Raw genomic sequence first — 14,658 nt, forward strand, 5'->3', positions numbered from 1 at the left:
TTATGGCAACGGTAGCGTTTCATACATTAGGGTGTAAAGTGAATTTCTATGATACAGAAGCCATTTGGCAATTATTCAAAAATGAGGGTTACGAGCAGGTTGACTTCGAACAAACTGCGGATGTGTATGTGATCAATACATGTACCGTTACAAATACAGGGGACAAAAAAAGTCGTCAAATGATTCGGCGGGCAATTCGCCGCAATCCAGAAGCCATTGTAGCGGTAACAGGCTGCTATGCGCAGACTTCACCAGCCGAAATTATGGCGATTCCTGGCGTGGATATGGTGATCGGGACACAGGACCGAGAGAACATTTTGCCGCTTGTTAAACAATTTGAAAGCGATCGTCAACCGATCAATGCGGTGCGCAATATCATGAAAACACGCCAGTTCGAAGAATTGGATGTACCTGATTTCGCCGATCGGACAAGAGCGTTTCTGAAAATTCAAGAAGGCTGCAACAACTTCTGCACCTTCTGCATTATCCCGTGGTCGCGGGGCCTCATGCGCAGTCGTGAGCCGCAAAGCGTCATTGCCCAAGCTAGACAGCTAGTGGCAGCAGGGTATCAGGAAATCGTCCTGACGGGTATCCATACGGGCGGTTATGGCGAAGATATTGAGGAATACAGCTTGGCGAAACTGCTGTGGGATCTGGACAAAGTGGAGGGCTTGAAACGCATTCGGATTTCGTCGATTGAAGCCAGCCAAATCACAGATGAAGTCATTGAAGTTTTGAAATCGTCTGACAAAATGTGCCGTCATTTGCATATCCCACTGCAAGCTGGGGATGACCAAGTTCTGGCTCGCATGCGCAGAAAGTATACAACAGCTGAGTTCGCAGGGAAAATCGAGCGTTTGCATGAAATTATGCCGGATGTTGCGATTACGACAGATATTATCGTAGGCTTCCCTGGTGAAACGGACGAAATGTTCCGAAATGGCGTTGAATTCATGGAGCGTATGAAGTTCTCCGAGATGCACGTATTCCCTTATTCCAAACGGACAGGCACGCCTGCCGCACGGATGGAGGACCAAGTCGACGAAGAAATCAAAAATACGCGCGTACACGAATTGATTGATCTGTCTGAAAAGATGCAATTGGCTTATGCGCAGAAATTTATCGGTCAAGTACTGGAAGTCATTCCAGAACGCGCCTACAAAGGGGCTCCGGACAGCGGGTTGTACAGCGGTTATTCCGATAACTACGTCCAGTTGGTATTTGAAGGCTCGGAAGACATGATCGGTCAAGTCTGTCGTGTGAAAGTAACAGAAGCTGGCGTGAACGAAAGCAAGGGGCAGTTGGTGCGGGTATTGGAAACAGCAGCAGTTGTCAATTTGTAAGGCTTACCTTTAGGCGATGAAACCTACCTCTAAGCGTGGTCGCTCTTTCATGAATGACTGCGATAGAGGTTTTCTCTTTGAAGGATGACGAATTATACTAAAACCGCTGTTGCCATGATTGAAGCAGGGGCAACAAGGCTCGGAACGAGCTCCGGTGTTGCTATTGTGAACGGAACTCAAGACGCTTCCACATATTAAGATAACAAAGCGGCAAAGCGATCAAAGAGCAAGCGACATTGAAGATCGTTTGAGATCGGGCAATTTGTTCGGACGCGTCATTGGCCAGAAGCGCTGAGAGGCTAACGAGCTGATGGATGAACGGGTAAAAGAGGATCGCGCCTCCGACATTAAGGAGGATATGCGACCAGGCGACGTAGCGCCCGGCGCGCGAGCTGCTCATCCCAGCTATCAGCGCGGTTACGCAGGTGCCGACATTGGCACCGATTGTAATCGCGACACCAAGCTCAACAGGAATCCCTTGCACCGCGGCAAGGCCCATCGCCATCGCGATGACGGCGGCGCTGCTGTGCACGAGCGCGGTGACGGCGGCACCGGCGATGATGCCCCAGAGCAGGCTCGTTTGCGCCTCTTGGACGAACCAGGCGAAGAGCCCGCGGGTCTGCAGCGCAGGCCCGATCGTTTGCATGATCTCGATGCCGAGCAGCACGAGAGCGAAGCCCGCCACCGCCAGCGAGCCGTAGCGGACGCTGCGCAGCCAGCCCCGGCCGCCGCCACTGGCGGCCGCTTGGTCTAGGCCGAGCCCTTGCGCCGCAGGCGGCAAGGGTCCGGCCAGCCAGCTGGCGAGCCAGACGCCAGCGCTGGCCAGCAGGATCGGCACGCCGATGCCTCCGAGACTGAGCCCGATCAGCTCGGTGGTGAGGCACGTGCCAATGTTCGTGCCGAGAATGACGCCGAGCGTTCTCGGGAAGGTCAAGACGCCGGCGCCGACGAGGCCGATGGCGATCACCGTAATGGCGGTGCTGCTCTGCAGCGCCGCCGTCAAGATCGTGCCGGTGGCGAGGCCGCGTACCGGCGTGCGGGTGAACCGCTCCAGCCATAGCTGGAGGCGAGGGCCTGCCCAAGAGGAAAGCGCGGTTTCCATCAGCTTCATACCGAACAGAAACAAAGCTAAGCCTGTTAACACAGGCAAGATAATAGCATTCAGCATAGTAGGGATTCTCCTTCGTGAGCGGACTACTTATTTTCAACCAATATATGTGACCGTACAGACAAGCATGACAAGCAAGCTGATGAGGTGAACGGTTTCACGCAAAGGACGGCTAAGATCATAATGGCAGCAGTATTTCTATTTAAGAAACGCAAACCTCGTTTGGAGCAAGGACACCCTTGGGTGTTCAAGAGTGAAATTGAGCGTGTAGACGGAGACATCGAACCAGGACAGCTTGTCCCTGTGCAAACACATTTGGGTCAATATTTGGCAACGGGCTATTTTAACGAGGCTTCACAAATAACGGTCCGAATCGTATCCTACAAACCACTGGAAGCAATGACCACCGAGTTTTTCGTAGAGCGCTTTACACGCTGCTTGCAGCACCGCACGCGCTTCGTGAAAGATGCGCAATCCTATCGTTTGGTGTATGGGGAAGCTGACTTCCTTCCAGGGCTGATCGTAGATAAATTTGAAGATACGCTGGTCGTACAAATTCTTACGATGGGCATGGATCGCTGCCGCGAGCACATTGTTGCCGCATTGGTTCAGGTCATGAAGCCAAAGGGCATTTTTGAGCGCAGCGATGTCTCCATTCGTGAGCTGGAAGGCTTGAAGCAGACCAAAGGCTTGCTGTATGGCGAATGTGCGAAGCATGTAGATATTCTGGAGAATGGCTTGCGAATTCGCGTCGACATTGAAAATGGACAGAAAACTGGCTATTTCTTCGATCAAAGAGAAAATCGTGCAGCCATCGGCCCTTTAATGACAGGTTGGGGCCATCGCAGCGGCATTGAGCTGAAGGAAGTCGAAGAAGACGGAATAATCCAGATGCTTCCGGTCAATGCCAACGGAAAAGTCGTTACGTTCCCTTACTGGGATGGCGCTTCCGTACTGGAATGCTTCTCGCATACCGGAAGTTTCACGCTTAACGCATGTAAATTTGGGGCAAAAAAGGTAACCTGCCTCGACATTTCGGAGCATGCCATCGAGAGCGCGCGGACAAACGTTGCACTGAATGGCTTTGAAGAACGCGTAGAGTTCGTGGTCGCCGATGCTTTTGACTATTTGCGTACACAGGTCAAAGGCTTGGATGAGCGCAAGGTGCGCGCGAATGCCGGCAGCGGACAAACGAAAGTGGATACGTCAAAGCCTGTAGCAACAGGCGGTCGGACTTGGGATGTCGTCATTCTGGATCCGCCGGCATTCGCCAAAACGAAAAGCGCTGTAGAAGGCGCTTGCCGAGGCTACAAAGATATCAACCTGCACGGGATGAAGCTCGTGAATGAGGGAGGATACCTCGTTACAGCGAGCTGCTCCTACCATATGCACCCAGAGCTATTCCTTGAAACGATTCATGCCGCGGCAACAGATGCCGGTAAAATACTCCGGTTAATCGAGTTCCGTGAAGCCGGGATGGATCATCCCCGCATTCTTGGCGTGGATGAGGGCCATTATTTGAAATTCGCTATCTTCGAGGTGCGGAGCAAGTAAGTGGCTACTGCTTTGAAGAAATAAGAGTCTTTGAAAGCTTCTATTCGCGCGAAAAGAGGTCATTTGAGCGGAATAGAAGCCTTTGGGGGCTCTTATTTGCTGTGTAAAGGGCGAAAAGGTGGCTGCTCCGTGAAATAAGAGTCTTTGAAAGCTTCTATTCGCGCGAAAAGAGGTCGTTTGAGCGGAATAGAAGCCTTTGAGGGCTCTTATTTGTCTTACAGCCACGCTGCCTATATCGATAAATTTATATGATCAATAAAAATTAATTATTGAATTTTATTTATCAATGTGACAGAAAAAGCCAATTGGATGAATTAGCGCAAACCAACTAAGATGAGAAAAAGAAGTTAATTATTACTCATCGGAAGGAAGGGTAGCGCAATGGCATCAGTAACAGGATTAGAAGGGGTAATTGCAGCAGAAACGGAACTATCTTTGGTTGATGGACAGAATGGCAATTTGGTCTACAGGGGATACGAGGCCAAGGAGCTGGCATTGCACAAAAGCTTCGAAGAGACAGCTTATTTGCTGTGGTATGGCATGCTTCCCAGTCAAGAGGCACTCAAGGAATTTAAAGCGCAATGGGTCGCTGGACGCACCTTGCCGGCAACGCTGGAAAGCGTACTTGACCTGCTGCCTAATGAAAGCGATATGATGAGCATTCTCCGCACAGCGATCTCTGTACTGGGAACAGGCGATAGTACGCAGTCTGCTTGGCCGCCAAGCGAAAAGGCAATAATCGCCTATACGGCATTGCTTCCTACGATTATTGCGTATAAATATCGGCAATCATGTGGACTTTCGCCCATAGCGCCTCATACAGATTTGGATCATGTTGCCAATTACTTGTACATGCTGACAGGTGAAATCCCGCAACCCAGCCATGTGAAGGTGCTGACCGCTTATTTTATTCTAGCGATGGAGCATGGGATGAATGCTTCAACGTTTGCCGGGCGTGTGGTCTTGTCTACGCAATCGGATTTGGCTTCGGCACTCTGTGCGTCTATTGGTGCGATGAAAGGACCGCTGCATGGAGGGGCCCCTTCAGAAGTGCTTCATATGCTGGACGAAATAGGCAGCAAAGATCGGGCAGAGGAGTACTTGCGCAATCAACTGGCATCCGGCAAACGCCTAATGGGATTTGGGCATCGCATATACAAAACGAACGATCCGCGAGCAGAAGCATTAAGACAGATCATGACGGATTTGTCCTCCGAAGATCCATGGTTCGAGCTGGCTGTCCACGTTGAGAAGACAGCCGTTGATTTGTTAGCTGTTTATAAGCCTGGAAGGAATTTATATGTGAATGTGGAGTTTTATGCCGCAGCGGTGATGCGTGCCATTGAGCTGCCGCCACATTTGTTTACAGCCAGCTTCACGGCAAGCCGCATGGTGGGCTGGACCGCTCATCTTTTGGAACAAGCCAGCTGCAATCGGATTTTCAGACCGCAATCCACCTATATTGGCGAACTGCCTGCCACTCTTCGGCATTCCTAAGAACTGATTATCATAGAAGCTGATCTCTCCGTTAACGATAAATCGGGGGATCAGCTTCTTTGATTTGGGGAAGGCCCATCATCTGCCACGCCTCATTTCTACCAAAAGTATGATAGAATAGGAAAGATAGAGAAGTGAGAATTGCTAACGAAGCAAGCTTTCCGAGGAAAGCATGAAGGAGGCCCTGTATGTCTATTCGATTCGTGATCGGCAGAGCCGGTAGTGGAAAAAGTGAACGTTGTTTGGATGAGATGAAGCAGCTCTTGGCGGCAGAGCCGGAAGGTGATCCGCTTATTTTACTAGTGCCAGAGCAGGCAACCTTTCAAGCAGAGCATGCGCTGGTTTCGGATCCCAGCATTCGTGGGATGATCCGCGCACAAGTGCTGAGCTTCCATCGTTTGGCATGGCGCGTCATGCAGGAAGAAGGCGGCACGGCCAGACTGCCGATTGATGATACAGGCAAGAAATTGCTGCTAACAAGTATTTTACATAAATATAAAGATCAGCTTCGCCTATTCGGACATTCCGCTGAGCAAATGGGATTTGTCGACAGATTGAATCAGCTTTTTACGGAAATGAAGCGATATTGCGTGACGGCTCAGCAGCTCACAGAGCATGAGGCTAAACGTGCGGCAGCGCTGGGTGAAAGTGGTCTGCTGCGCGACAAAATGCATGATATACAGCTGGTTTACCGCCAATTTGAGGCAGAACTGGCACGTCAATATTTGGACGGTGAGGATTATTTGACGCTGCTGGCTGAGCAAATAGCCAAGTCTGCCTATTTGCGTTCGGCATCGATTTGGATTGACGGCTTCCACGGCTTTACACCGCAAGAATTTGCTGTCGTGGGCGCTTTATTTGCGAATTGCAGGCAAGTGACGGTTACACTTTGTGTGGATCGAGAGCTGCAAGCCGGAGATAGACCGGACGAGCTGGATCTGTTTCATCCGACAGCGATGACGATGGTTCGCATGCAAGAGATGATTTGGCAGCTTGGGCTAAAAGCGCCGGAGGTTCATTTGCTAGCGCCCGAGCATTCCCCTCGCTATGAAGACAGTCCGGCTCTTGGTTATTTGGAACGTAATTTCGATCGACGGATTGGCGGAGCGGCTCGGCGTTATCAACCGGCATCCAATGAGAAGCTAAACGACCAGCTTGTGATTAAAGAAGCGGTCCACCGCCGTGCCGAAGTTGAAGGAGCCATTCGTGATATGCTGCAGCTCGTTCGCGAGCAAGGCGTGCGGTGGCGAGAAATAGCCGTCATGGTACGAAATATGGAAGGTTATCAGGATCTGTTGAAAGCGATGCTGACCGACTATGATATTCCTCACTTTTTTGACCAAAAGCGCTCAGTGCTTCATCATCCCCTCGTAGAGTTTATTCGGTCTGCGTTGGAGGTCGTCCAGCATAATTGGCATTACGATGCCGTATTTCGTTGTGTCAAAACCGACTTATTGATCCCCGTAGAAGCAGCCGACCAACGAACCGAGCTGGATAAATTAGAGAATTATGTATTGGCTTTTGGAATTCAAGGATACAGGTGGACGGACGGCAAGCCATGGACCTTTAAGTTCCGGGCCAACTTGGAGCAAGTGGATGAGCAGGCGCAGGAGCCAACAGCGGAGCTGGATGCCTTGAACACAAGCAAAGAATGGGTAGTCAAGCCTTTGCTGGCTTTTTCCAAAAAGCTGCAGCAAGCCAAATCCGTCAAGGATCAAGTCGCTGCTTTATATGATCTCTTGGTCACGGTGCAGGCGCCGGAGAAATTAGAGGCATGGAGTGAGGCGGCAACCCGCGAGGGCAAGCCGGAAAAAGCCCGTGAGCACGGACAAATGTGGAACAGTGTCATGGATATGCTGGATCAACTGGTGGAGACAATGGGCGAAGATGATCTGTCATTAGAGCTGTTTAATGGCCTCATAGAGACGGGGATGGAGAGTATGAAGCTTGGTCTGGTTCCTCCTTCCATGGATCAGCTGCTCATTGGGAGCATGGATCGGACGCGTTCCAGCGGAATTCGCTATGCTTACATATTGGGTGTAAATGATGGGGTCATTCCCGCTCAGATGGCTGAAAAAGGAGTTTTGACGGAAGCGGAGAGAACGGTTCTAACAGATTCCGGTCTCCCGATGGCGGATGGAAGCCGCCGCAAGCTGCTCGACGAGCAGTTTATTGTGTATACCTCGCTAACCGTGCCAGGAAAAAGATTATGGTTGAGCTATCCGCTGGCTGATGAGGAAGGAAAATCACTGCTGCCCTCTGAGCTTATTAAGCAAATTCGCCAGCTATTTCCGGGAACAGAAGCTCCACTATTGTTGGCTGAACCTTCGAATGAGTCGTCAGCAAACGAACAGTCTTATTATATTGCTCATCCGAATCAGGCGATTTCTTATTTGGCCGTCCGCATGAAGCACTGGATGCTGGGTGGCCGGATGGATGATCTTTGGTGGGAAACCTTTAACTGGTATGCGGCCAAGCCAGAGTGGCAAATGAAGCTTCAATCCGTTGTTCAAGCTTTGCAATATACGAATAAAGAGGAAGGGCTCAGCCCCCGAACAAGCAAGCTGCTGTATGGTCACAATCTACGAGCAAGTGTTTCACGGATGGAGAAATATGTCGCTTGCCCATTCTCGCACTTTGTTTCACATGGCTTAAGGCTGCAAGAGCGCAGGGTCTACCGACTGGATGCCCCGGATATTGGGCAATTGTTCCACGCGGCGCTCAATCAGTTTGTCCAGAAGCTGCAGCAGGATCAACTGGATTGGGGTTCTCTGACGGCAGAGCAATGCATGGAGCGTTCCGCTCAGGTTGTTGATGAGCTTGCCCCAAGGCTGCAAGGCGAAATCTTGCTGAGTTCAAGCCGCTACGCCTATATTGCGCGGAAATTGAAGCAGGTTGTGGGAAGGGCGGCCGTCGTGCTTGGCGAGCATGCGAAGCATGGTCAATTTGAGCCGCTAGGTTTGGAAATTGATTTTGGACCTGGCAAAGAATTGCCGCCGCTGATCTTTGAACTCGAGAATGGCTGCACCATGGAAATCATTGGGCGTATTGACCGGGTCGATCGCGCAGACGGCGAACAGGGCGTCCTGTTACGGGTCATCGATTACAAATCGAGCACAACCTCGTTACAGCTATCTGAGGTGTATTATGGGCTTTCGCTGCAAATGCTGACGTATTTGGACGTCATTATTACCCATGCCGAGCAGTGGCTGGGCATTGCGGCCAAGCCGGCAGGCGTCCTCTATTTCCACGTCCATAATCCGATGCTGCAGCAAAAAAATGCGCTCGATCCTGCTCAAATTGAGAAGGAGCTGCGCAAACGTTTTAAGATGAAGGGTCTTATTACCGCTGATGCGGAAGTCGCCGGCTTGATGGATGATGAACTGTTAAAAAGTGCAGGACATTCTCAGCTGATTCCGGTCGCCTTAAAGAAAGACGGCAGCTTCTATTCCAGCTCATCCGTTGCAACGGACGAACAGTGGGATACGCTGCGCAAATATGTCCGCAAGCAAGTCAAGCAGATCGGTACCGATATTACGGATGGCCATGTCGATATTTCTCCATATCGTTTGGGCAAAAAAACAGCCTGCTTGTACTGTTCTTATAAATCGATTTGTCAGTTTGATCCTTTGTTTGAAGGAAACGAACTCCATGTCTTGAAGCAAAGAGGAAAAGATCAGCTTTGGTCCGATTTGGAGCAAGAGGTGAGCCATTAATACGGACGGAAAGGAGAATGTATACGTGAAGAAACAACAACAGCCTAAGCCTCCCGGAAGCACATGGACGGATGATCAATGGGACGCTATTACGCTTAAGGGTCAAAATATGCTGGTCGCCGCTGCGGCCGGCTCAGGAAAAACAGCCGTGCTCGTCGAGCGGATTATACGCCGGATCTCGGACGAGTGGGAGCCGGTAGATGTAGATCGGCTGCTGGTCGCAACGTTCACCAAAGCGGCCGCCTCCGAAATGAAGCATCGGATTCGAGATGCTTTGGAACAAGAGCTGATGAAGCAGCCGCATTCGCAGCATCTGCGGAAGCAGCTTGCGCTGATGGGGCGCGCCTCGATTACGACGCTGCATTCCTTCTGCCTGGAAGTCGTGCAGCGGTATTTCAGCCTGATTCGGCTTGATCCCGGCTTTCGCATCGCGAATGAAACGGAAGCCGAGCTGCTTCGCCAGGATCTGCTTGGCGAAATGCTCGAGGAATATTACGCCGCAAGCGGAGAGAACAGCGCCTTCTGGCGGCTGGTCGATTCGTTCAGCGGCGAGCGCAACGACGACGCGATCATGCAGCTGATTCAGAAGCTGTATGATGTGTCGCGTTCTCATCCGTGGCCGGAGCACTGGTTAAGAGCGACGGCTTCGATGTTTGGGCCGCCGGCTGCGCAGGAGATGCCGGAGGAGGCAGGCTCCGTGGTAGAGGAGGCGCTGCCTTACGTTGCGGCGGCTGCGGCGCCGGTGGATTATTCGCTCTGGGAACAGAGTCTGATTCGCGACCTGACGCTGGATTTGGAAGGCGCAGCGGATTTGCTGCGCCAAGCCGTAGACATCGCGGAATCCCCTGGCGGGCCAGCACCGTATTTGGACAATTTACGCGAAGATTTGCTGCTCGTGAACAACTTGCTAGAAACGACCACCTATCCTTGGTCCGTGTTGTATCTCGGCTTTCAGACCGTCGAATTTGGCAAGCTCAAAGCCTGCAAAGGCGACGACTACGACAAAGAGCTCCAAGAGGAAGTTAAGGAGCTGCGCAACAAAGCCAAAGAGCAAATCAATAAAATAAAGGAAGAGCTCTTCGGCCGCACACCGGAACAATTTCACCAAGAAATTGCCGATATGGCTCCGCTTCTGCACACCTTAGTGGACCTGGTTGCTGATTTCGGGCAGCGATATCAAACAGGGAAGCAGGCGAAAGGGCTGATCGGTTTTGCCGATTTAGAGCACTATTGTTTGCAAATCCTCAGTGCCCCTGGCGCTATCCCTGGTGAATTAATTCCTTCGGAAGCGGCTATTGCTTACCGCAGACAGTTTGCCGAGGTGCTTCTGGATGAATATCAAGACACGAATCGTGTACAGGAAGCGATCGTTGAATTGATTTCGAATGCTAAGCCTGGCAATCGCTTTATGGTGGGTGACGTGAAACAAAGTATTTACCGGTTCCGTTTGGCTGAGCCAGGTCTTTTTCTGGAGAAGTACAAGGCGTACCGTTCTAATAAAGATGAAACATCAGAATCGCCTGCTGAAGGCGGGAGAATTGATCTGGCGCGTAATTTCCGCAGTCGGCTGCAAGTCGTAGATGCGGTGAATTTTCTTTTTAAGCAAATAATGAACGAATCCGTAGGCGAAATTGCCTATGATGAGCGTGCTGAGCTTGTCTACGGGGCGGGTTACCCGCCATCTGCCTCGGATTGCTCCGTGGAAATGCTGCTGATTAACCGTGAGGCGGATACATCGGGGGCAAGCGAGTCCTTCGCTTCGGAAGCAGAAGATGAGGATGAGGGGAATAGTGAACAAGCGGGAGATGGCAATCCGGCTGCTATTGATCCTATTCTGGAAGCACAGGAGCTGGAAACTGCACAGCTGGAGGCCCGTACCATTGCTCGCCAGATTCGTGGACTTCTTGGAGCAGGCGGACAGGACATTTTTCAGGTTTTTGATAAAAAATCAGGTGGAGATCGCCCTGTGACGTATCGGGATATTGTCATCCTGCTGCGCGCTACGCAGATGTGGTCGCCGATCCTTATTGAAGAGCTCAAGAAGCAAGGCATACCCGCGTATGCGGAGCTTAGCACAGGCTATTTTTCGGCAACGGAAGTTGAAGTTATGCTCTCGTTATTGAAGGTCATTGACAATCCCTATCAAGATGTCCCACTGGCAGCCGTTCTGCGTTCTCCGGTCGTGCAGCTGACGGCAGAGGATTTGGCACAAATACGAGTGGCTGATAAAACGGTGCCCTTTTATGAGTCGGTCTTGCAGCTTGTGAAAGCTGAGAAGTCTGCGGAGAATGAGCCACTTTTACAGAAGCTGACTTATTTCCTAAGCTTTTTGGACAAATGGCGGACCGAAGCTAGGCAGGGCTCTCTTGCTGATTTAATTTGGAACATTTACAGGGAAACAGGCTATTATGATTTCGCCGGCGGCTTGCCGGGCGGCATGCAAAGACAAGCGAATTTAAGAGCCCTGTACGATCGGGCGAGACAATATGAAAGCACATCACTGCGCGGATTATTCCGCTTTCTCCGTTTTATAGAACGAATGAAGGAAAGCGGCGGCGATCTCGGGACCGCGCGTGCGCTTGGCGAACAAGAAGACGTCGTACGGATCATGTCGATTCATAAAAGCAAAGGACTGGAATTCCCTGTTGTCTTCGTAGCCGGCATGGCAAAAATGTTTAATCAACGCGATTTGAATGATGCGTTTCTGTTGCACAAGGAGCTTGGTTTCGGACCGCGTTTTGTCGATACCGCCTTGCGAGTCAGCTACCCGACCCTGCCTTCCTTAGCGATCAAACGGCGTATGAAGCTTGAGCTTTTGGCAGAGGAAATGCGTGTCTTATATGTTGCCTTGACCAGAGCCAGAGAAAAGCTGTATTTGCTCGGAACCGTGAAATCGCTCGATAAGCTGCTTCGTGGCTGGGGACGCCATCTTTCGAGGACGCAGTGGTATTTGCCTGACTTTGAATTGGCCAAAGCCAAAAGTTATCTCGACTGGGTTGGCCCAGCGCTGCTTCGTCACCCGGATGCTGCGCTCTGGAGAGAGCGTCTTGGGCTCAGTGAGTCATCCTCGGGGGTGCGGCTGCTGAGCGATCCTTCGCAGTGGAAACTAACCATCATTATGCCAGAGAGCTTGCAGCTGGAAGAAATAACGGAAGAACAAAGCAATGTGCCGGATGCGGCACGCATGGAGCGAGTTAGTCATTTGCAAGCTGTGGCTGTAGCGGGTGATTGGAAGGAATGGCTGGAGGATAAGCTATCTTGGGATTATACCTATTCCGAAGCGCCTAAGCTGTTTGCCAAAACAACGGTTTCGGAAATCAAACGGCTATCCGAGCTCAATCGAATTGCCGAAGATATGGAGCTTCCATTTGGTGGCGACATGGCTTCCTTGAAGGCAGATGTTCCGGAAAAGCACAATTCGCGAGCGACCATTTGGCGCAGACCCAGATTCATGGAAGAGAAGAAAATGACAGCCGCTGAAAAAGGCACCATTGTTCATGCCGTCATGCAGAATCTGTCCTTGCAGGAAATGCCAACGGAAGCGAGCATACAGGCTACGCTAGCTGAAATGCTGAGCAAGCAAACACTCACTTTGGAGCAAAGTGCGGTCGTGGATATTCCTGTTATTTTGCGCTTTTTTCAGACAGAGGTTGGCAGACGAATGGTACAGGCATCCCGAATACAACGAGAAGTTCCATTTAGCTATGGATTGCCCGCAGATGAGGTTTATCTGGGAACGGATCGTTCCACGTCAGGCGAGACGGTGCTGATTCAAGGGGTTATTGATTGCTTATTTGAGGACGAGCTAGGTCTTGTGCTGGTTGATTACAAAACGGATGCGGTCAAGGGCAGCAGCGATGCCGAGCTTCAATTGCGTTATGAAAAGCAAATAACGTTGTATTCACGAGCTGTGGAACAAATTTGGAAGCGGCCAATCAATGGGAAATTTCTGTATTTCTTTGATGGTGCGAAATTGTTGGAAATGTAGGGTGGGGGATTGAATTATGCGGATTTTACACACAGGCGATTGGCATTTTGGCCGATCCCTTGAAGGGCGCAGCCGATTGGAAGAGCAGACTGCATTCGTCGATGAGCTTGTGCGAATTGTACAGGATGAAGCCATTGATCTGGTGTTGATCGCCGGTGACATTTATGACAGCGTGAATCCGCCTGCCGCAGCAGAGCAGCTCTTCTACGAAGGCATCGCTCGCTTGGCAGAAGGCGGGAAACGGCATGTAGCAATCATTTCCGGCAATCATGATCATCCAGATCGGCTTGCCGCTTCAGGCCCGCTTGCGGCTAAGCAAGGTATCACATTAATCGGCCTGCCGGTAGCGGATATTCAGTCGATCGGCATTGCCCGAACGGGTGAATTAGCCCGTTTGATCGCGCTGTCGTATCCCTCAGAATCGCGCCTGAAAGAGCTGCTTTCCGATGTAGCGGAAGAAGAAGCACTGAGGAGCAAATATTCGGAGCGGGTTGGCGCGCTCATTCGCAAGCAGGCAGCTGCGTTTCAAACGGACACCGTGAATTTAATTATGAGTCACTTATACGTCCTTGGCGGACACGAAACCGAATCAGAGCGCCCGATTCAAGTCGGTGGGGCTTATACAGTGGATACTAGTGCTTTGACGGCGGGTGCGCAGTATGTGGCGCTTGGGCATTTGCACCGACCGCAGAACGTGAAGGCTGCTTCCCCCATCAGATACTGTGGATCGCCGATTGCTTACAGCTTCTCGGAGGCAGGACAGGCCAAATCGGTTACTTTATTGGATCTAACCCCTGGACAGGCTGCCGTGCCGAAGGAAATATTTCTGACTTCCGGACGTCCGCTCGTGAGCTGGAAAGCCAAAGAAGGCATAGGTCAAGTCCACCAATGGTTGGATGAGCGTAAAGATGCGACAGCGTGGATTGACTTGGAGATCACAATGACAGAAGCCATGTCGATTGAACAGATTCAATCGCTTCGCAAAGCGTATGAGGGATTCATCCATATTCGTCCGATTTATCCAGAGATGGAGGCGGCCAGAGCTGCTGTTCCGAAGGCGGATCTGTCCATGGAGGAGCATTTCACGCGCTTCTACGCCCGTCAAACCGGCGGTGCGCAGCCTGAGCCTGAGTTGGTGCGATTGTTCCTGGAGCTGTTGCAGGAGAAAGATTTGGCGGATGCTGTTGGTGACTAGGTAAGCGGTGTTGTGCAAGGTAGAAGATAGGTTGGAAGGTTATGGGGAAAATGACTTTTCGTAGGCAGTGGTGGGCCTGATCTGATCTGACCTGGATAAAGATATATCTGCCGGAGCATGTTCTGTTTACTATTGTACTATTCTGTTGTATCTACAAAATTCATGCGGCCGTTTGAGCAAGATTATTGCGATGATACTTTGTTTCGAATGCGTTTGTAATCATTGGACGTCCCTCCCTAACTATTCTTGTCAACTGG

7 protein-coding genes and 1 pseudogene are annotated in these 14,658 nt (G+C 51.0%); 7 read left to right on the forward strand and 1 reads right to left on the reverse strand.

Annotation, left to right across the window (positions count from 1 at the left end; all coding sequences use genetic code 11):
• Positions 1-2: 2 nt before the first annotated feature.
• Positions 3-1,343, forward strand: coding sequence for a tRNA (N(6)-L-threonylcarbamoyladenosine(37)-C(2))-methylthiotransferase MtaB (gene mtaB, locus HQN90_RS04390; protein ID WP_173216653.1), 1,341 nt, complete (start codon positions 3-5; stop codon positions 1,341-1,343).
• A gap of 99 nt (positions 1,344-1,442) precedes the next feature.
• Positions 1,443-1,541: pseudogene (locus HQN90_RS04395) on the forward strand (deoxyribose-phosphate aldolase); the annotation flags it as partial.
• Here the strand turns inward: HQN90_RS04395 and HQN90_RS04400 are convergent.
• On the reverse strand, positions 1,504-2,511 hold the full coding sequence (locus HQN90_RS04400) for a Na/Pi cotransporter family protein (protein WP_173216654.1): 1,008 nt from the start codon (positions 2,509-2,511) through the stop codon (positions 1,504-1,506). The pseudogene HQN90_RS04395 and the gene HQN90_RS04400 overlap by 38 nt on opposite strands.
• A gap of 123 nt (positions 2,512-2,634) precedes the next feature.
• On the opposite strand from HQN90_RS04400, the gene HQN90_RS04405 reads away from it, so the two are divergent.
• The 5 genes from HQN90_RS04405 to HQN90_RS04425 all read left to right on the forward strand — a co-directional run bounded on the left by HQN90_RS04405 (position 2,635) and on the right by HQN90_RS04425 (position 14,401).
• Positions 2,635-4,005 carry a class I SAM-dependent rRNA methyltransferase gene (locus tag HQN90_RS04405; protein WP_173216655.1) on the forward strand — a complete coding sequence of 457 codons (1,371 nt, stop codon included), beginning with the start codon at positions 2,635-2,637 and terminating at the stop codon, positions 4,003-4,005.
• Positions 4,006-4,386: 381 nt separating this feature from the next.
• The gene (locus HQN90_RS04410; protein WP_173216656.1) at positions 4,387-5,502 is read left to right on the forward strand and encodes a citrate synthase/methylcitrate synthase; all 1,116 of its coding nucleotides are present in this window, start codon (positions 4,387-4,389) and stop codon (positions 5,500-5,502) included.
• 188 nt (positions 5,503-5,690) lie between these two features.
• On the forward strand, positions 5,691-9,218 hold the full coding sequence (gene addB, locus HQN90_RS04415; RefSeq protein ID WP_173216657.1) for a helicase-exonuclease AddAB subunit AddB: 3,528 nt from the start codon (positions 5,691-5,693) through the stop codon (positions 9,216-9,218).
• 25 nt (positions 9,219-9,243) lie between these two features.
• Entirely contained in the window at positions 9,244-13,206 is a 3,963-nt protein-coding gene (gene addA, locus HQN90_RS04420) for a helicase-exonuclease AddAB subunit AddA (RefSeq protein WP_338042276.1), read from the forward strand.
• A 16-nt stretch (positions 13,207-13,222) separates the two neighbouring features.
• The gene (locus tag HQN90_RS04425) at positions 13,223-14,401 is read left to right on the forward strand and encodes an exonuclease SbcCD subunit D (RefSeq protein ID WP_173216658.1); all 1,179 of its coding nucleotides are present in this window, start codon (positions 13,223-13,225) and stop codon (positions 14,399-14,401) included.
• Positions 14,402-14,658: the final 257 nt, after the last annotated feature.

This window comes from Paenibacillus alba (genome assembly GCF_013204855.1).
Taxonomy (GTDB): Bacteria; Bacillota; Bacilli; order Paenibacillales; family NBRC-103111; genus Paenibacillus_E; species Paenibacillus_E alba.